Origin of the sequence: Micromonospora sp. WMMD737 (assembly GCF_049179055.1) — a bacterium.
Lineage (GTDB): Bacteria > Actinomycetota > Actinomycetes > Mycobacteriales > Micromonosporaceae > Micromonospora > Micromonospora reichwaldensis.
Genome location: NZ_JBMHMH010000001.1, coordinates 4,347,403 through 4,364,938 on the forward strand (window position 1 = coordinate 4,347,403; position 17,536 = coordinate 4,364,938).

Below are 17,536 nucleotides of genomic sequence, written 5' to 3' on the forward strand. Positions count from 1 at the left end.
GCCGCCACCCGGCGGGACAGCCCGTCCGCGCCGTACTGTCGCAGGATGGAGGTCGGCCCCCCGTTCCCCGCTGGTCAACCCGTTCCGAGGCCCTTGGCCACGCAGGGCCCGCCGAGCCCCTGGGCGGTGGTGGCGACGGCGGTGACCGGCTGCTGGACGGTCGGGCTCGTCGTCGTCGGCCAGCTCGGCGGCTGGCTGGCCGACCAGGTCCTGCTGGCCTCCGGGCTGGACCGCGTGGTCTGGCTCTGGCCGGCGACGGTGCTGTTCACCGTGCTGCTGGTCGGGGCGCCCGCGCTGACGCTGGCCCTGCTGCCCCGCTCGGCGGCGGTCCGCACCACCGGCCGGACCTGGCTGGCGGCGGCGCTCGCGCTCGGCGCGCTGGGGCTGCTCCGGGCGATGCCGCCGGTGCACCACGAGGCGTACCTCGCCGCGCTGGCCGCCACGGCCGCCCTGGCCGCCCTCGTCCTGCGGGCGCTGGCCCGCCGCGCGGCGGTCGCGACCGCCCGGGTGCCCGCGTCGGCCGCCCCGCGCCGGGCGCCCGCGTCGGCCGCCACGCTGCTCGGGGTGGCCGGCGGGCTGGCGCTGCTGCTGCCCTGGGCCTGGCTGGGCGCCCTCGGTGGGCTGCTGGAGACGGTGCTCGCCGGGGTCGCCGCCGCCGCGCTGGGTGTGCTGGCCGGGGCGCTGCTGGACGACGCCTTCTGGTCCCGCTTCACCGTCGGCGAACCGCCCCGGCCAGCTCGGTTGGTGCTGGTCGGCGGCCTGGTCGCCGGGGTCGCGCTGCTGCTGCTCGCCGCCGGGGTCGGCCAGTCCGGGGCCCAGCTTCCCCTGCTGCTGACCCTGCCGCCGGCCGGCTTCGCGCTGGCGGCCCTGCACGCGGCGGCCCGCCGCCCGGCCCCGGCCGGCCCGCCGGGCGCCGCCTCCGTCGGCTCCCCGGGCGCCGGTCACTCCGGCTTGCTCCCGACCGGCCCCGCCGGCCCTTCGGGCCCGCTCCCGACCGGCCCCGCCGGCCCTTCGGGCCCGCTTCCGGCCGGTCCCGCCGGTCCGCCCCCGGCCGGGCGCACCGGCACTGACGGCCGGGAGCCGGCCGGGCGGCCGGGGACGGGCGCTCTGCGGCCCGCGACCCGTTGGCTGGTGGGGCTCGGCGTGCTCGGCCCGCTGGCCTTCACCGACCCCGAGGAGATCACCCTCCTCCTGGCCAGCACCCGCGACGTGCCGTTCTGGGTGGCCGCCGCCGCCGTCGCCGGGCTCGCCGTCGCGGCCGTCCTCGCCGTGACGTACGGCGTGCTGCTGGGCCGGGGCCGGCGGCCGAGCCGGCGGGTGGCCGGGGTGACCGCCGCCGCGCTGCTGCTGGCGGTCGGCGTGGTGGCCGTCGGCGTGGGCCAGCCCGGCCTGCACGGCGAGCGGCTGTTCGTGGTGCTGCGCGAGCAGGCCGACCTCGCCGGCGTCCCGGCGACGACCGGTCGGGCCGGCCGGGACGCCCGGGTCGCCGAGGTCCACCGGCGGCTGGTCGCGACCGCCGAGCGGAGCCAGGCCGACCTGCGCCGGGACCTGCGCCGGTTGCGGCTCGACCACACCCCCTACTACCTCGTCAACGCCGTGGAGGTGGACGGCGGGCCGGCGGTGCGGGCCTGGCTGTCGCGCCGGTCCGAGGTCGACCGGGTGCTGGTCAGCCAGCGGGTGCGACCGCTGCCCGCGCCGGCCGGTCGCAGTCGCGGCACCGCGCCCGCGCCCGCCGGCCCCGAGTGGAACGTCCGGATGCTCGGTGCGGACCGGGTCTGGTCCCAGCTCGGGGTGGACGGTTCCGGGATCGTGGTGGGCAGCTCGGACTCGGGCGTGGACGGCGGGCACCCCGCGCTGGCGGGCGGCTTCCGGGGCGGCGACGACTCCTGGCACGACCCGTGGAACGGCACCCGGGCGCCGACCGACCAGGGCGGGCACGGCACCCACACGGCGGGCAGCGCGGTGGGCCGGGGCGGCATCGGGGTCGCCCCGGGCGCCCGGTGGGCCGGCTGCGTCAACCTGGACCGCAACCTCGGCAACCCCGCGTACTACCTGGACTGCCTCCAGTTCATGCTGGCGCCCTTCCCGGCGGGCGGAGACCCGTTCACGGACGGGCGCCCGGCGCGCGCGCCGGACATCCTCACCAACTCGTGGGGCTGCCCGGCGATCGAGGGCTGCGACCCGGGCGTGCTCGGGCCGGCCACCGCCGCCCTGGACGCCGCCGGCGTCATGGTGGTGGCCGCGGCCGGCAACACCGGGCCGTACTGCCGCTCGATCGACGACCCGCCCGCCCCGTACGCGGACGTGCTGACCGTCGGCGCGGTGGACCGGCAGCGCAAGGTCACCCTCTTCTCGTCGCGGGGACCGGTGCCGGGGGCGGCCAAGCCGGACCTGGTCGCGCCGGGCGACGAGGTGCTGTCGTCGATGCCGGGCGGCGGGTACGCCGTCCTGAGCGGCACCTCGATGGCGACGCCGCAGGTGGCCGGCGTGGTGGCGCTGATGTGGTCGGCCAACCCGGCGCTGGTCGGCGACCTGCCCCGCACCCGGCAGATCCTGCGGGACACCGCGACCCCGGCCGTGGCCACGTACGCCACCCGGACGCAGACCTGCGGGGGCGACCGGAACATCACCGGCGCCGGCCTGGTCGACGCGTACGCGGCGGTGCGGGCGGCACGGGGCTGAGGGGCGCAGCGCCGGTTCACCCCAGCCGGTCGAGGAACTCCCGCGAGCGCCGCAGCACCAGTGCCGTGGCCTCCGCGTCGTACGACGGCAGCGTGCTGTCGGTGAACAGGTGCCGGTCGCCCGGGTAGACGAACAGCTCGCCGAGGTCGGGGCCGACGATGCCGACCAGCTCGCGGGCGGCTTCGATGTCGCCCTCCAGGGCGAAGAACGGGTCGGCGTCCATGCCGTGGATCTGCACCGGAACCCCGGCGGGCCAGGGGCCGACGGCCCATTCGCCGGTGACGGGCAGGCAGGATTCGTAGAGCAGCGCGCCGCGGGCGCCGGGCCGGGTCTGGGCGAGCCGCTGGGCGGTGGCGGCGCCCCAGGAGAAGCCTGCGTAGACCAGCCCGTCGGGCAGCTCGGCCACGGCCCGGTCGGCGCGCTCGCGCAGCACCTCGCGCCCGATGCTCTTCGTGAGCGCGAAGCCCTCGTCGAGGGTCGCCGGGAGTTCACCGTCGAACAGGTCGGGGGTGTGCACGGTGTGCCCGCCCGCCCGCAACTGTCCGGCGAACTCGCGCAGCCCGTCGGTGAGCCCGCGCAGATGGTGGAACAGGACCACGTCGGCCATCTCTACACTCCTGTCACAGACGACAACGATCGAATGATCCATGATTCTAGAACGGTCGAGAAATGTCGAGCAATGAGCGGATCCCGGACTACGACCTCGACGACCTGCTCGTGGTCACCGCGCCCGCGCAGCTTCGCGCGCTGGCCGATCCCCTGCGCGCCACCCTCCTGGAGCTGCTCCTGGAGCGGGCCGCCACGGTGACCGAGCTGGCCCGGGCGGTCGACCGGCCGAAGAGCAGCGTCGCCTACCACGTGACCGCGCTCGTCGACGCCGGCCTGCTCAGGGTGGTGCGCACCCGGCGGGTACGGGCGATCGACGAGCGGTACTACGGCCGGGTCGCCCGGACGCTCTACATCGGCGCGCTCACCCGTCCCGAGGACAGACAGGTCGCGACCGCCGTCAACGGGCTCGCGGAGGCCGTCGCCGAATCCGCCGCCGCCCACGCCGCCGACGACCTGCGCTGCACCCTCGTGCACGCCCGCATCCCGATCGAGGAGGTACGCGCGTTCTGGGCTGAGGTGCAGGCGCTGGCCCGCCGCTTCGCCCAGATCCCCCGGTCCGGCGACCAGGTGTACGGGTTCGTCGCCGGCCTCTACCCCACCGACGCGCCGACCCTTCCCGACCCGGAGCCCGACCCGGGCGCCGACAAGGGCTCTGCTTAACAGAAACGCCCCGGTGACCTAGGGTCGGCGTCCATGGACCTGAAGATCGTCGAGCTGGGGCCCGACCGGCGGCCCGCCGTGGTGGAGCTCTGCGGGCGGGCGCTGGACCTGCCGGAGGACGCGGCCGAGGCGCCGGTCATCGTGGACACCCTCTGGGCGCGGGCCGCCGCCCACCGCCCGGTGTTCGCGTGGGGCGCGCACCGGCAGGGGCACCTGGTCGGTGTGCTCATCGGTTCCCTCGCCGCCGGCGACGGCGACGCCCGTGGTCACGTCGACCTGGTCGCGGTGGCGCCGGAGGAGCGGCGACGCGGTGTCGGGAGGGCCCTGCTGGCGACCGCCGAGGCGCGGCTCGCCGAGCTCGGCGCGGTGGAGGTGCTGCTCGCCGGCAATCCGCCGTACTACGCCTGGCCCGGCATCGACGTGCGCTACACCCCGGCGGTCTGCGCCGCGCTGGCGCTCGGCTACCGGCAGGACCGGACGGCGTGGAACATGACCGCCGACCTGTCGTACGACGGCTCGCCCGCGCTGCGCCCGACGGAGCCGGCGGAAACGCGGCTGGCCGGGCAGGGCGTCACGGTCCGCCGCGCCGAGACGGGTGACCTGCCGGCGCTGACGGCGTTCGCCCGCGCCACCTTCGGCGGGGCCTGGGACGCCGAACTGGCCGCTTCGGTGGGCCGGGAGGGGGCGGGCTGCCACCTGGCCGAGCGCGACGGCGAGGTGCTCGGCTTCGCCGCGTACGGGTCGTCGCGGCCGAGCTGGTTCGGCCCGATGGGCACCGCCCCGGCGGCCGAGGGCTCGGGGATCGGCGGGGTGCTGCTGCGCCGCTGCCTGCGCGAGCAGCGGGCGGCGGGCGTGACGGCGGCGCAGATCGGCTGGGTCGGGCCGGTCCCGTTCTACTCGGGCAGCGCGGGTGCCCGGATCGAGCGCGTCTTCTTCCTGTACCGCAGGACGCTCGGGGGCTGACAACGGGGCGAATGGGATATAGACCCTCATAACGCCATTCGCCCGCATTGGTGATCGTCGCGCCCTACCGTTTCCGGTAGAGGAGGCAGCCATGACCACGGACGACGAACGCCCCGGCCCGTTGCCGTTCGACCGGCTCGACTACGGCGACGCCGAGCAGCAGGCGGAGATGGCCGGCGTCGACGAGCCGGCCGACGAGCCGGTGACGCTGGTCGACGAGCCGGTGCAGATCCCGCAGCCGTACGACCGGGCGCAGAAGAGACGCAACCAACGGCCACTGCCGACGTGACAGCGCAAGGGGCGGACCGCTGACGCGGCCCGCCCCTTGCGGCGTTGTTGGAGCTGGACTCAGAAGTCCATGTCCCCGCCACCCGGACCAGCCGGGGCGGCCGGGGTCTTCTCCGGCTTGTCCGCCACGACGGCCTCGGTGGTGAGGAAGAGCGCCGCGATCGACGAGGCGTTCTGCAGCGCCGAGCGCGTCACCTTGGCCGGGTCGATGATGCCCGCGGCCAGCAGGTCGACGTACTCGCCGTTGGCGGCGTTGAGGCCGTGACCCGGGTTGAGGTTGCGGACGTGCTCGACGACCACGCCACCCTCGAGACCGGCGTTGACGGCGATCTGCCGCAGCGGGGCGTCCAGCGCGATCTTGACGATCTGCGCGCCGGTCGCCTCGTCGCCGACCAGGTCCAGCTTGTCGAAGGCGGTCTTGCCGGCCTGCACCAGCGCGACGCCACCACCCGGGACGATGCCCTCCTCGACGGCGGCCTTCGCGTTGCGGACGGCGTCCTCGATGCGGTGCTTGCGCTCCTTCAGCTCGACCTCGGTGGCCGCGCCGACCTTGATCACCGCGACGCCGCCGGCCAGCTTGGCCAGCCGCTCCTGCAGCTTCTCGCGGTCGTAGTCGGAGTCGCTCTTGTCGATCTCGGCCCGGATCTGGTTGACCCGGCCCTGGATCTGCTCGGCGTCGCCGGCACCGTCGACGATGGTGGTCTCGTCCTTGGTCACCACGACCTTGCGGGCGCGGCCCAGCATGTCGAGGCCGACGGCGTCCAGCTTGAGGCCGACCTCCTCGCTGATGACCTGGCCACCGGTGAGGATGGCGATGTCGGCCAGCATGGCCTTGCGGCGGTCACCGAAGCCCGGCGCCTTGACGGCGACGGACTTGAAGGTGCCCCGGACCTTGTTGACGACCAGGGTCGCCAGGGCCTCGCCCTCGATGTCCTCGGCGATGATCAGCAGCGGCTTGCCCGACTGCATGACCTTCTCCAGGATCGGGAGCAGGTCCTTCACCGACGAGATCTTGCTGTTGACGATCAGGAGGTAGGGGTCGTCGAAGACGGCCTCCATGCGCTCCGGGTCGGTCATGAAGTAGGCCGAGATGTAGCCCTTGTCGAAGCGCATACCCTCGGTGAGCTCCAGCTCCAGCCCGAAGGTGTTGCTCTCCTCGACGGTGATGACGCCTTCCTTGCCCACCTTGTCCATCGCCTCGGCGATGATCTCGCCGACGCTGGTGTCACCGGCGGAGATGGAGGCGGTGGAGGCGATCTGCTCCTTGGTCTCGACGTCCTTGGCGAGCTTGAGCAGCTCCTCCGAGACGCTGGCCACGGCGGCCTCGATGCCCCGCTTCAGGGCCATCGGGTTGGCACCGGCGGCCACGTTGCGCAGGCCCTCGCGGACCAGGGCCTGGGCCAGGACGGTCGCCGTCGTCGTGCCGTCACCGGCGACGTCGTCGGTCTTCTTCGCGACCTCCTTGACCAGCTCGGCGCCGATCTTCTCGTAGGGGTCCTCGAGCTCGATCTCCTTGGCGATGCTCACACCATCGTTGGTGATGGTGGGGGCACCCCACTTCTTCTCGAGGACGACGTTGCGGCCCTTGGGGCCGAGGGTCACCTTCACGGCGTCGGCGAGCTGGTTCATGCCCCGCTCGAGGCCGCGGCGCGCCTCTTCGTCGAACGCGATCATCTTGGCCATACGGCGTTGTCCTCCTGGACACTCACGGGCCACCCGGAGTGTGTGTCCCGGATGGGCCGCCTGGTGTACGCACCTTGGGACGTCGCCACCTGGCGACGACGACGTCTCCTCGGCCGGGCCGGATAGCCCGCGACGACCGGCCATGTGCCGCAGCCGCGTCTGGACGCCGCTACGACCGTGGCCCTACCGCCCCGACCATTGGCACTCACGGTATGCGAGTGCCAATAACTTGTTTAGCACTCTCCCCTGCCGAGTGCAAGCACGATCGCCCCGGTCAGCCGAGTTCACCGGCCAGCCGCGCACTGTCCACCGGCCCCTCGTGGGCACGCTGCTCGGCGTACGTGACGACCAGGCCGACCAGCTGGGCGAGGTGGGTCGGCAGGGCCAGCACCGCGCCCACCAGCGTCACCACGAGCACGCCGACCGCCGTGCCGGGCGACTCCAGCGGGGTGGTGCCGAACGGCAGCGTGCCGATGCCCTCGACCATGCCGGCGGCCCCACTGCCGACGATCACCGCCGCCGCGACCAGCGCCACCCGGCCGAGCAGCAGACCCAGCCGATCGTGGAACATGCGGAAGGAACGGCCGATCGGGTGCTGCCGCTCGAACAGGTAGACCGGGCCGGCCATGCTCAGCGCGAAGGCGAAGTAGATGCCGGGGATCACGCAGAGGCAGACCCCGAGCCCGATGATGACGCTCATCAGCAGGGTCCAGCCCCAGAGGCCCAGCGCCCGGCGCGCCCCGTAGGAGAGGGCGGCGCCCACGCTCACCGGTTGACCGGACGCCTGCCGGGTGACCACCCACGTGCCGGCCGCCCAGCCCAGGCTCTGCACGAAGCCGAAGACGAGGGCGCTGCCGAGCACCACGGACAGCAGGACGACCGTGTCGGTCAGGAAGGTGTCGGGCAGCGCGGCGGGGTCGCCGGCCATCGACTCCTCCCACTTGGCGCTCGGGTCGACGACCAGCGAGAGCATCGACACCACCAGGGCCGGCAGCACCTGGGTGAGCAACAGGATCGGCAGCAGCAGCCGCCAGCCCCGGCGCACCGCGCCGACGCACCGGCCGAACCAGCCGTTGACACCCGCGCCGGGCGGGGTGACGAGCAGGTCGGCCGGGTCGAGACCGTGCCCCGGCGGGTACCACCCGTGGACCGGCTGCCCGGGATGGGCGCCCGGGGCGCCCGGGTGCCCGGGGTACGCGACCGGGGCGCCCGGGTACCACGGCTGCCCGCCGTACGGGCCGGAGCCGGCCGGGTACCCGCCGGTGGGCGGGAACACCCAGTCCTGCGGCTGTTGCGGGCCCGTCGGCGCAGCGCCGCCCGGGCCGACGGGTGGCGTCGCGGAGGGGTCGGGATCTCCCGGGGGCGGCGCGGCCTGGGGCGGCTGGTCGGACATGAACCCTCCTCAGCGATGGCTGGAACGGCTCACGATCCTCCCCTGCCGACGCAACCGCGCCGAAGCCCGCCCCCGTGGAGCGGACCGGCCGACCGCCCGCCCCGGTGGAGCGGACCGGCCGACGACCGCCCGGGGCACCGGGCCACCCCCGGCCGGCGCCCCGTGACCGGTGGTCGGGAGGTCGGTCGGCGCGGGGGCGCGGGAGGGACGCCCGTCAGGCGATGACGCGCACGCGCTCGGCCTGGGGGCCCTTCTGGCCCTGGGCGATCTCGAACTCGACCCGCTGGCCGTCGTCCAACGCCTTGTAGCCGTCCATCTCGATCGCCGAGAAGTGGACGAAGACGTCCTGCCCACCGTCGACGGCGATGAAGCCGTAGCCCTTTTCGGAGTTGAACCACTTCACGGTGCCCTCTGCCACGGTGCACTTCCTCACTCTGCGCGGCGTTCCACGACCCCGGAGGCCGGGCGGGCCGGCACCGGAGGACCACCGGCTCGGCGATCGACGAGGGCCGCTGAAACGGTGACCGAAATCGCACGCTACACGAAGCGTGACGACGGCGCACGACCACAAATCGGACATACGCCGATCGACCTCCATCGGCCGTCATCGCTGTGATAGGCATTCGGCATGACGAGCACGCCCGACGGTCCGGGGCCGACGCGGCGGGCCGAGATCCGGCGGGTCCGACCCCCGGACGCTGCTCGGATGCGGGCGCTGCGGCTGGAGATGCTCGCCGACGCCCCGCTGGCCTTCCTGGAGACCCTCGCCGACGCGGCGGCCCGGTCGCACGCCGACTACACCGCCAGGATCGCGTCCGTCTCCGTCGGGGCGGGCACCGCCCAGTTCGTCGCGGACCCGGGCGGCCGGCTCGTCGGGCACGCCGGCGGCACGGTGGCCCCCGGGGAGCCGGGGCTGACCGTGGTGTACGCCGTCTACGTCACCCCGCCCTGGCGGGGCACGGGCCTCCTCGGCGACCTCGTCGACGCGGTCGCGGCCTGGTCCCGCGCCTGCGGGCGCCCCGAACTGATGCTGGAGGTCGTGGTCGGCAACGACCGGGCCTACCGCGCGTACCGGCGGCTGGGCTTCGTCGACACCGGCGTACGCGTCCCGCACCCCACGGTCCCGGCGCTCACCGAGCTCCAGATGCGCCGCCCGGCCTGACCCGCGCCGGCGATCCGTTCCGCCAGGACCGGGTCGGCTGCCCGGGGCGGCCCGTGCGGGGCCGACCCGGGCAGCCGGACACCTCAGGCGTGCCGGCGGGACTGCACGATGCGGAACCGGTTGGCCACGTAGGCGCCGTCGGTGAGCGCCGAGTTGGCCGCCGCGTTGGCGCCGCTGCCGTGGAAGTCGGAGAAGGCCGCCGACTGGTTCACGAAGACCCCGCCGGTCAGGTTGCAGGACAGGTGCACCCCGACCTCGATCGCCGCGGCCTCGGCCGCGTCGAGGACCGCCTCGTCGGTGGAGTAGACCGCCGCGGTCAGCGCGCCCTTCTCGCCGACCGTGGCGCGCAGGATCTCCAGGCTGTGCGCGGTGGAGTCCGTGGCGATGGCGAACGAGATCGGCCCGAACCACTCCTTCGAGTAGGTCGCGGTGTCGTCGGCCGCCAGCCTGACCACCGTCGGGGTGCGGACCACCGCGCGGGGGAAGGCCGGGTGCTCGACCGTACGCGACTCCAGCACCGCCTCGCCGACCTTGGTGACCTCGTCGAGGCGCTCCAGCACCCCGTCGTTGACGATCGCGCCGGTCATCTCCACCCCGCGCGCCGGGTCGGCGGTGACCTTGGCGACCGCCGCGGCGATCCCGCCCGCCACCTCGTCGAAGCTCTTGTGCCCCTGGTCGGTCTCGATGCCGTTGCCGGGGATCAGGATGTTCTGCGACGTGGTGCACATCTGGCCGCTGTAGAGGGTCAGGGTGAAGCCGAGGTTGCGGCACATCCCGGCGAAGTCGTCGGTGGAGTCGATCACCACCGTGTTCAGCCCGGCCTTCTCGGTGTAGACCGCCGCCTGCCGGGCGTTGGCCTCCAGCCAGTCGCCGTACTCGGTGGAACCGGTGAAGTCGATGATCTTCACGGCCGGGTGCAGGGCCAGCGTGGAGGCGAGCTTCTCCCCGGGGGCCTCGGGGGCGAGCAGCACCAGGTTCGGGTCGAAGCCGGCCTCGGCGAGCACCTCCCGGGCGTACTTCACCGTGATCGCCAGCGGCAGCACCGCGCGCGGGTGCGGCTTGACGACGACCGGGTTGCCGGTGACCAGGGAGGCGAACAGTCCCGGGTACGAGTTCCAGGTCGGGAAGGTGTTGCAGCCGATCACCAGCGCCACGCCACGGGGCACCACGTGGAAGGTCTTGGTCATCCGCAGCGGGTCGCCCTTGCCGGCCGCCTTCTCCCAGCCCGCCGTCCCCGGGTGCCGGGTCATCTCCGCGTACGCGTAGGCGACCGCCTCCAGCGCGCGGTCCAGCGCGTGCGCGCCGCCGGCCTGGAAGGCCATCACGAAGGCCTGGCCGCTGGTGAACTGCACCGCGTTGGCCAGCTCGAAGATGTGCTTGTGCAGCCGGTCGAGGATCTCCAGGCAGACCCCCACCCGGGCCTGCGGGCCGGCGTCGCGCCAGCCGGGCAGGGCGGCGGAGGCGGCGGCGACCAGCTCGTCGGCGCCGGCGTGCGGGTAGCGGACGTCCAGCTCGACGCCGAACGGGCTGCTCTCGGTGGCGACCCGGTCGGCCGCGCCCGGCTGGTCGAGGGGGAAGTCACCGCCGAGGTACGCCTCGAAGGCGGCCTTGCCGTCTGCGGCGGCGGTCTCGCCGTAGACCCGGGGGCTGGGCGACTCGGGATAGGCGGACCAGTACCCGCGCTCCGTGATCGCGGTCAGCGCCCGGTTGAGGGTGTCGGCGTGCCTGTCGTACAGGGGGTGCGGGGTCTCCGTCATGCCCGCCATCATGCAACAGGAACCCCTCAGATCAGTAGGGGCGTGTCACAACTCAGATGGTGAGCTGCCAGTCGGTCCAACCGTCGACGGGACGGAACCCGAGCTGCTCGTTGATCCGCACCATGTGGGCGTTCTCCGCCGCGTTGAAGGTGTCGATCGCCCGTACCGCCGGCTCGTGGGACAGCAGGTGGCGCAGGTTCTCGACCTTGGTGAGCAGGCCGAGGCGGCGGCCGCGGTGCTCCGGGTCGACGATGGTGATCTGCTGGAACGCGTGCCAGTCGGCCGACGCCCCGACGTCGAGCAGGGTCCAGGCGACCACCCGGCCGGACGCCTCGTGGCGCACCGCCGTGTGGTAGCGCCGCCGCCCCCGCGCCCGCAGCGCCCGCTCGATGCCGCGGACGCGTTCGACGTCGATCCGCTCCGGCTCCCACTCCACGTCGCCCAGGGGCGCGTCGGCCATCAGCCGGCCGTCGAGGTAGGCGATGTCGGCGACGTACTCCTGCGGGGTGTCTCCCTGCCAGCGCACGACGTCGTAGCCGGCGGCCCGGCTCCGGGCGTCGGCCAGCGCGGCGGCCAGGCCGTCGTGGTCGAGCCGGGTGGTGTCGAGCCGGCGGCGGACCTCGGCCAGCGCCGGCCGGGCGCCGGTCGACGCGGCGAAGGCGGCGGCGGCCCCGGAGCGGGCCGGGCCGCCGGGAAGCGCGGAGACCGCCATCGCCAGCACCCGCTTGCGGCCCCGCTCCCGCAGCAGGCGTACGCCGTGCTCGTGCAGCGCGCGCCCGACGCCGCGGCGCCGGTGCTCCGGGTGCACGATCAGGTCAACCTCGGCGTTCTCGGTGTTGTCGAGCTGCGGCAGGTCCAACGCGAGGTAGCCGGCGGGCACGCCGTCGAGCCGGGCCAGCGCCCAGAGCGGCTCGTTGCCCGGCATCGGGTGCCGGATCGCCGCCTCGAAGCGCCGCCGGTAGAAGGGCGGGAAGTCCGGCAGGTCGACAGCGTTGGCCGCCGCGCCGATCCGGTAAGCCTCGTCGACGGCGGCCTGGTCGGCGGCGTCGAGCGGCGCGATCGCGATGCTCATCGGCTGAGGGTGCGCCACCTGACGACGATCGGGCCAGCGAATTAACGCTGGCCCGATCGGAAGTTGGTCGGGAGGGACGCTCGCACAACGCCTCCGGCGTTGGGTCGCAAGAACTGAAAGTCTCCGGCGAAACGCCCTCCCGCACGGAGCATCTTGCGCCGTCCGGTTCCTGCCGTCAAGTCCTTGTCGGCGCGTTTTCCGCACTCACAGCGAAATCCCAGTTACGCCGCGAATCCCCCGCCCTCCAACCCCCCAACCCCCGGCCCCCGGGGTTCCCGAGCGTCGATCATGAGGTTGGCGGCACTGTTCGCGATCAACTTCGCCGCCAATCTCATGATCGACGCGGAGCAGGGGGGGAGGGGGGCGCGGGTCAGCCGAGGAGGCCGGCGTCGCGGGCGGCGCGGAGCGAGGGCTTGATGCGGTGGGTAGGGCCGACCTCGCCGGCCACCGCGTCGAGGGTCTTGAGGCCCTCGCCGGTGTTGAAGACGACGGTCTCGGCGGTCGGGTCGAGGCGACCGGACTCGACCAGCTTGCGCAGCACGGCCACGGTCACCCCGCCGGCCGTCTCGGCGAAGACGCCGGTGGTCCGGGCCAGCAGCCGGATGCCGGCGCGGATCTCGTCGTCGTCGACGTACTCCATCCAGCCCCCGGTGCGGCGCACCGCCTCCAGCGCGTAGATGCCGGCGGCCGGGTCGCCGATGTTGAGGGACTTGGCGATGCCGGTCGGCTTGACGGGCGTGATGGTGTCGGTGTCGGCGTGCAGGGCCGTGGCGATGGGGTTGCAGCCGGCCGACTGCGCGCCGAACACCTTCCAGCCACCGGCCGGCGCCTCGACCAGGCCGATCTCGACCAGCTCGGCGAACGCCTTGTCGATCTTGGTGAGCAGCTCGCCGGAGGCCATCGGGATCACCACCTGCGCGGGGATCCGCCAGCCGAGCTGCTCGGCGACCTCGTAGCCGAGCGTCTTCGAGCCCTCGGCGTAGTAGGGGCGCACGTTGACGTTGACGAACGCGGTGTCCTCGAACTCGTCCGTCTCCACCAACTCGCCGCAGAGCCGGTTCACGTCGTCGTACGAGCCGTCGATGGCGACCAGCTCGCCGCCGTAGACGGCGGTGGTGATGACCTTGCCCTGCTCCAGGTCGCCGGGGATGAAGACCACTGACGGCGCGCCGGCCCGGGCCGCGTGCGCGGCGACGGAGTTGGCCAGGTTTCCGGTGGAGGCGCAGGCGTAGCGGCTGAAGCCGAGCGCGCGGGCGGCGGTCAACGCCACCGAGACGACCCGGTCCTTGAACGAGTGGGTCGGGTTGGCGCTGTCGTCCTTGACCCAGAGCGGGGCGGTGATGCCCAACTCGGCGGCGAGGTGCGGGGCCGCCACCAGCGGGGTGAAGCCGGGGTCGAGGGTGACCCGGGTGGCCGGGTCCTGGCCGGCGGGCAGCAGTGCCGCGTACCGCCAGATGTTCTGCGGGCCCGCCTCGATCTGCTCCCGGGTGACCGTCGCGAGCGCGGCGGCGTCGTAGTCGACCTCCAGCGGGCCGAAACACTCGTAGCAGGCGTGCTGGGCGGCGAGCGGGTAGCGCGCCGAACAGGCGCGGCAGACCAGGGCGCGGGCGGGGCTGGCGGTGGTGTCGATGCCGGAGGGGGCGAACGTCGACGTCATGTCGCGGGTCCTCTCATCTTTCCCCGCATCGCACCCTGCGGCGGGGACGGAATTGGCACCTGCCCCGCCGGTCGCTCTGCGATGAGCGCGCGGGGTGGTTGCCGGGGCGTCGTCGGGCCGTATCCCTCAGCCCCTCTGGATGAGGTATGTAGTTGTGCCGTCGAGTCTAAGCACCGACGCCGCCGGGATCGACGCGAGATCCCACGCTGTGAGCGATCCCGCAGCCGCCGTCGGACCTTCCTCGACGCTACGGATTCAGGCGGTCACCGAACGGGAGTCGGCGGGACGTCGGGCCCGCAGCGCGGTGTCGACAGCCCACGCGCCGGGGCCGAACACGGCGATCAGCAGGAACGACCAGCAGAACAGGACCGCCAGCTCACCGCCGTTGCGCAGCGGGAGCAGCGCGTCGGGCTGGTGCACCACGAAGTACGCGTAGGCCATCGAGCCGGACGCCAGCAGGGCCGCCACCCGGGTCAACAGCCCGACGAGCACCAGGCCGCCGCAGACCGCCTGGATCAGCGCGGCCCACCACCCCGGCCACTCGCCGAGCGGGACCGCCTCGCCGGTGCCCCGGCTGCCGCCGAGGATCCCGAGCAGCGAGGCCAGGCCGTGGCAGAGGAAGAGCAGGCCGACGACGGCACGGAACAGGGACAGGGCCGGGCCGCCGATCCGGTCAGCGAGCATCAGGGCACCTCCGGTCAGGAAGAGGGGACGACACCAGAATGCCGCCGGGCATTTGGCAGTGTCGATTGAATCCCCTCCTGTGGGAACGCTCCCATCGGCGGCGGCAGGCGGTTACGAGGGCGTTGGCGCGGGCCCGTTACGGTGCGGGCAGATCGACGGAAAGGAACGCGCGATGCGTCGCAAGCTCGTCCCGGTGGTGGCCCTCTCCATGGCCTGCCTGCTGGCGTTCACCACCGCCTGCTCCACCGGCAACCGCAAGAAGCGGAACCGGTCCGCCGACCGGACCGCCGGCACCGCCGCGAAGCGGGACGACGTCGACGCCACCCCGGCGACCACCCGGGCGACCCCCACCCCGCGCCGCACCGGCGACCAGCTCACCTGCCTGGAACTGCGCGACACCCGGGTCGGCAGCCGGAGGGTCCGCTACCGCGGGTACGCCACCCCGCTCCGCCTCTCCGGCGGCCGGTGGGCCGACCGGGACGGCACGACGGTGCAGTTGCAGCGGCCATGCGCCGTCGGCGACCTCGACGGCGACGGCGCGGGCGACGCGATCGGCGTGGTCGCGCTCGACGGCGGCGGCACCGGCCGCTTCTTCACCCTCGCTGCCTGGCGCAACGTCAGGGGCGAGCCGGACTACCAGGCCCAGGTCGACCTCGGCGACCGTACGCCGGTGGAGAGCGTCAGCGTGCGCGACGGCAGGGCGACGGTGGTCTACCTGACCCGGCCGGCGGGCGGCCCGATGGCGGAGCTGAGCATCCGGCGCACCGCCGTCTACCAGCTCAGGGGCGCGACGCTGGCCGAGCTGAGCCACACCGACGCCCGGGTGACCGACGCGTCCGACGACGGGGACACCGCCGACTCGGGCACCGCGCCGGACTCCCCCGACTCCCCCACCCGTAAGCGCAGGCCCCGTTCCCGCTGACGTCCTCGCGACCGGGCCGCCTCGGCCGGGACCCGTCGGCGGTTGCCGGCTCCGGTCGTGCCGGGCACGCGCGGCTCAGCCCGGGACCGGCCGGTGGACCGGCGGCCTCGGCAGCCGTACGGATCCGGTGGCCGGGCAGTCCTGCTGACGCACCTCACCGAGGCAGCCCCACTCCGTGCCCGGGGGGGCGTTCGAAGTACTGGACGGGCTGCGACGGGACAGCCTCGGTGGTGAACGTGCCGGTGCCGCTCGGGATGCGTTGCTCGTGGGCACCGGTCGTGTCGGTGTAGGACGCGACGATGTGCCACTCGCACGTGTGGGAGGACACCTCCGGCTGGACGCGGAAGGCCATGTTGGACTGGCCGTTGCCCAGCTCGACGACGTTGCGGCGGAAGTACAACTGCCCCTCCTCCGCCTCACCGTCGGCCAGGGCGTACGGGCCGTGCGGCTCGTCCGTCGGCCCACCGGTCAGGTCCCACAGCAGCCCCTGCCGGGACTCCGCACCCGCCCCTGGAAGGGTGACGACGGTCTGCGCCGTGGGTGCGCGGCACGAGTCCTTCACGGCGGTCATGTCGTTGATCGTGAGCCCGGCGGCGCGGTCGCTGTTCAGGTTCAGGTCGAACGTCTGGGCACGGCCGCGGTTCTCGTTGCCGTCCTCGAACGGGGCCACGTAGGACGCGTGCTCGACCACCCGGCCGCCGAGCGGCTTCAGGAACTCCCACACCTCCGACCTCGGGCCGGTCAGTGCGGTGAGGGCGACCTGCTCGTCCTCGGTCAGCGGCCGGTCGAGCAGGACGGTGAAGGCCTCGGGCAGGTCCCGGTCGTAGTCCAGGGGCGTGACGGTGGACACGAACGCGGGCTGCTCACGGTCGACCGCCTTCGCGGCCTGCCTGTCCGAGCGGGCCCGATCGGTGGCCGTCGACCGGTCCAGGAGGAAGTTGGCCTGGTAGGCGAACAGCGCGCCGACCAAGAGGATGACGGCGGCGGCGGTCGCGTACACCGCACGCTGCCTCGGCGGGAGCCCGCGAATCCCGGGCAGGCGCTGATCCGCCAGTACGGCCCAGGCCTTCGGCTCGGCCGCCGACGCGGACGACCGCGCGGGCGCAGACGGCCGCGCGGGCGCAGACGGCGGCACAGGCACAGCGGCGGACGACGGCGCAGGCGTAGGCGCAGAGGCGGATGACGGCGCGGGCGCCGACGCAGGAGAACGCTCGGACGGCGGCACGGGCGTAGACGCGGACGGCGGCACGGGCGTAGACGCGGACGGCGGCACGGGCGTAGACGCGGACGGCGGCACGGGCGTAGACGGGGCGGACCGCTCGGACGACGGCGCGGGCGGCGAGGTGGGCGACTCGGACTGCGGCTCGGGCGGCGACTCAGGGGGCGGATTGGCCATATCCGATTCTCACTCACCGGCACCACGCCATCACTGGAACACTTGCACCGTGCCGGGGTGGCCGACCGCCGTCGCCGCACCCCCGGGGCTTCGCGGCCCGACCGGCGATTCCCTTGTCCTGCCGTCGGACCGGTCCCCTGCCCTGTGGTCGGACCGGTCCCCCTGCCCTGCGGTCGGTCCGGGGCCGAGGAAGTGCCCGACCCCGGGTCATGTGGAAGCGGGACGGCTGATGTCGTAGACGATTCAGCTCGACACGCAGCGCGCCGTGCCGCCGCCCCTGCCGAACGCGGCCCTGATGGTGACACTGCCGCACGGGGCCACGTCTGTGGTCGGCGGGAAACTGCCAGGGACCGCTCCGGCCCGGTCCCACAGATGGGGCAGCTCGACAGCGCCGCACCGGAATCCCGGCGGCCACCCGTCCGGAGCCCCGCCGCGCCAGATGGCCGGGGCCGACGCAGGGGTGCGGGGCCCGTCCGGTGCGATGATCGGGAGATGTCATCGGCATCGGCATCGGCATCGGCATCGGCATCGGCATCGGCATCGGCATCGGCATCGGCATCAGCAACGAGCCCCGCGCACCGGCCCACACCGCGCTCGCGCCGCGCAGT

The 17,536-nt window shown here is 74.0% G+C and carries 15 protein-coding genes and 1 riboswitch; of the genes, 6 read left to right on the forward strand and 9 right to left on the reverse strand.

What is annotated here, in order from left to right; genetic code table 11:
- Nucleotides 1–45 precede the first annotated feature (45 nt).
- Nucleotides 46–2,682: a S8 family serine peptidase gene (locus tag ACN27A_RS19015; RefSeq protein WP_421455249.1), complete on the forward strand. Its 2,637-nt coding sequence runs from the start codon at nt 46–48 to the stop codon at nt 2,680–2,682.
- A 16-nt stretch (nt 2,683–2,698) separates the two neighbouring features.
- Here ACN27A_RS19015 and ACN27A_RS19020 read toward each other — a convergent pair whose 3' ends face one another.
- On the reverse strand, nt 2,699–3,289 hold the full coding sequence (locus ACN27A_RS19020) for a dienelactone hydrolase family protein (RefSeq protein WP_421455253.1): 591 nt from the start codon (nt 3,287–3,289) through the stop codon (nt 2,699–2,701).
- A 62-nt stretch (nt 3,290–3,351) separates the two neighbouring features.
- Here ACN27A_RS19020 and ACN27A_RS19025 point away from each other — a divergent pair, with 62 nt between their 5' ends.
- The 3 genes from ACN27A_RS19025 to ACN27A_RS19035 all read left to right on the forward strand — a co-directional run bounded on the left by ACN27A_RS19025 (nt 3,352) and on the right by ACN27A_RS19035 (nt 5,203).
- Nucleotides 3,352–3,951, forward strand: a complete 600-nt coding sequence (locus tag ACN27A_RS19025) for a helix-turn-helix domain-containing protein (RefSeq protein ID WP_421455255.1) — start codon at nt 3,352–3,354, stop codon at nt 3,949–3,951.
- A 33-nt stretch (nt 3,952–3,984) separates the two neighbouring features.
- Entirely contained in the window at nt 3,985–4,914 is a 930-nt protein-coding gene (locus ACN27A_RS19030) for a GNAT family N-acetyltransferase (RefSeq protein WP_421455257.1), read from the forward strand.
- 91 nt (nt 4,915–5,005) lie between these two features.
- Nucleotides 5,006–5,203, forward strand: coding sequence for a hypothetical protein (locus tag ACN27A_RS19035; RefSeq protein ID WP_088998151.1), 198 nt, complete (start codon nt 5,006–5,008; stop codon nt 5,201–5,203).
- A gap of 59 nt (nt 5,204–5,262) precedes the next feature.
- Here the strand turns inward: ACN27A_RS19035 and groL are convergent, their stop codons facing one another.
- From groL to ACN27A_RS19050, 3 genes are all read right to left on the reverse strand, one after another.
- Nucleotides 5,263–6,885, reverse strand: a complete 1,623-nt coding sequence (groL, locus tag ACN27A_RS19040; protein ID WP_132239974.1) for a chaperonin GroEL — start codon at nt 6,883–6,885, stop codon at nt 5,263–5,265.
- 274 nt (nt 6,886–7,159) lie between these two features.
- Nucleotides 7,160–8,278: a hypothetical protein gene (locus tag ACN27A_RS19045; protein ID WP_421455261.1), complete on the reverse strand. Its 1,119-nt coding sequence runs from the start codon at nt 8,276–8,278 to the stop codon at nt 7,160–7,162.
- Between the two features lie 214 nt (nt 8,279–8,492).
- Entirely contained in the window at nt 8,493–8,696 is a 204-nt protein-coding gene (locus tag ACN27A_RS19050; RefSeq protein ID WP_121400069.1) for a cold-shock protein, read from the reverse strand.
- Between the two features lie 210 nt (nt 8,697–8,906).
- Between ACN27A_RS19050 and ACN27A_RS19055 the strand changes: the two genes are divergently transcribed.
- Nucleotides 8,907–9,440, forward strand: coding sequence for a GNAT family N-acetyltransferase (locus tag ACN27A_RS19055; protein ID WP_421455265.1), 534 nt, complete (start codon nt 8,907–8,909; stop codon nt 9,438–9,440).
- Between the two features lie 83 nt (nt 9,441–9,523).
- Here the strand turns inward: ACN27A_RS19055 and paaN are convergent, their stop codons facing one another.
- The 4 genes from paaN to ACN27A_RS19075 all read right to left on the reverse strand — a co-directional run bounded on the left by paaN (nt 9,524) and on the right by ACN27A_RS19075 (nt 14,610).
- Nucleotides 9,524–11,197 carry a phenylacetic acid degradation protein PaaN gene (gene paaN, locus ACN27A_RS19060; RefSeq protein ID WP_421455268.1) on the reverse strand — a complete coding sequence of 558 codons (1,674 nt, stop codon included), beginning with the start codon at nt 11,195–11,197 and terminating at the stop codon, nt 9,524–9,526.
- A 52-nt stretch (nt 11,198–11,249) separates the two neighbouring features.
- The gene (locus ACN27A_RS19065) at nt 11,250–12,269 is read right to left on the reverse strand and encodes a GNAT family N-acetyltransferase (RefSeq protein WP_421455270.1); all 1,020 of its coding nucleotides are present in this window, start codon (nt 12,267–12,269) and stop codon (nt 11,250–11,252) included.
- 370 nt (nt 12,270–12,639) lie between these two features.
- On the reverse strand, nt 12,640–13,926 hold the full coding sequence (gene thrC, locus ACN27A_RS19070) for a threonine synthase (RefSeq protein ID WP_132239969.1): 1,287 nt from the start codon (nt 13,924–13,926) through the stop codon (nt 12,640–12,642).
- Nucleotides 13,927–13,936: 10 nt separating this feature from the next.
- A riboswitch (SAM riboswitch) is annotated at nt 13,937–14,072 on the reverse strand.
- A gap of 109 nt (nt 14,073–14,181) precedes the next feature.
- Nucleotides 14,182–14,610, reverse strand: a complete 429-nt coding sequence (locus tag ACN27A_RS19075) for a DoxX family protein (protein ID WP_421455273.1) — start codon at nt 14,608–14,610, stop codon at nt 14,182–14,184.
- Nucleotides 14,611–14,782: 172 nt separating this feature from the next.
- Between ACN27A_RS19075 and ACN27A_RS19080 the strand changes: the two genes are divergently transcribed.
- Nucleotides 14,783–15,532 carry a hypothetical protein gene (locus ACN27A_RS19080; RefSeq protein WP_421455276.1) on the forward strand — a complete coding sequence of 250 codons (750 nt, stop codon included), beginning with the start codon at nt 14,783–14,785 and terminating at the stop codon, nt 15,530–15,532.
- Nucleotides 15,533–15,686: 154 nt separating this feature from the next.
- Here the strand turns inward: ACN27A_RS19080 and ACN27A_RS19085 are convergent, their stop codons facing one another.
- On the reverse strand, nt 15,687–16,532 hold the full coding sequence (locus ACN27A_RS19085; protein ID WP_421455279.1) for a hypothetical protein: 846 nt from the start codon (nt 16,530–16,532) through the stop codon (nt 15,687–15,689).
- Nucleotides 16,533–17,536 lie beyond the last annotated feature (1,004 nt).

Excerpts from the sequence above, each read along its gene's own strand:
- ACN27A_RS19015 (WP_421455249.1), top strand. The coding sequence starts at position 46 with ATGGAGGTCGGCCCCCCGTTCCCCGCTGGTCAACCCGTTCCGAGGCCC.
- ACN27A_RS19020 (WP_421455253.1), bottom strand. The coding sequence starts at position 3,289 with ATGGCCGACGTGGTCCTGTTCCACCATCTGCGCGGGCTCACCGACGGG.
- ACN27A_RS19025 (WP_421455255.1), top strand. The coding sequence starts at position 3,352 with ATGTCGAGCAATGAGCGGATCCCGGACTACGACCTCGACGACCTGCTC.
- ACN27A_RS19030 (WP_421455257.1), top strand. The coding sequence starts at position 3,985 with ATGGACCTGAAGATCGTCGAGCTGGGGCCCGACCGGCGGCCCGCCGTG.
- ACN27A_RS19035 (WP_088998151.1), top strand. The coding sequence starts at position 5,006 with ATGACCACGGACGACGAACGCCCCGGCCCGTTGCCGTTCGACCGGCTC.
- groL (WP_132239974.1), bottom strand. The coding sequence starts at position 6,885 with ATGGCCAAGATGATCGCGTTCGACGAAGAGGCGCGCCGCGGCCTCGAG.
- ACN27A_RS19045 (WP_421455261.1), bottom strand. The coding sequence starts at position 8,278 with ATGTCCGACCAGCCGCCCCAGGCCGCGCCGCCCCCGGGAGATCCCGAC.
- ACN27A_RS19055 (WP_421455265.1), top strand. The coding sequence starts at position 8,907 with ATGACGAGCACGCCCGACGGTCCGGGGCCGACGCGGCGGGCCGAGATC.
- paaN (WP_421455268.1), bottom strand. The coding sequence starts at position 11,197 with ATGACGGAGACCCCGCACCCCCTGTACGACAGGCACGCCGACACCCTC.
- ACN27A_RS19065 (WP_421455270.1), bottom strand. The coding sequence starts at position 12,269 with ATGAGCATCGCGATCGCGCCGCTCGACGCCGCCGACCAGGCCGCCGTC.
- thrC (WP_132239969.1), bottom strand. The coding sequence starts at position 13,926 with ATGACGTCGACGTTCGCCCCCTCCGGCATCGACACCACCGCCAGCCCC.
- ACN27A_RS19075 (WP_421455273.1), bottom strand. The coding sequence starts at position 14,610 with ATGCTCGCTGACCGGATCGGCGGCCCGGCCCTGTCCCTGTTCCGTGCC.
- ACN27A_RS19080 (WP_421455276.1), top strand. The coding sequence starts at position 14,783 with ATGCGTCGCAAGCTCGTCCCGGTGGTGGCCCTCTCCATGGCCTGCCTG.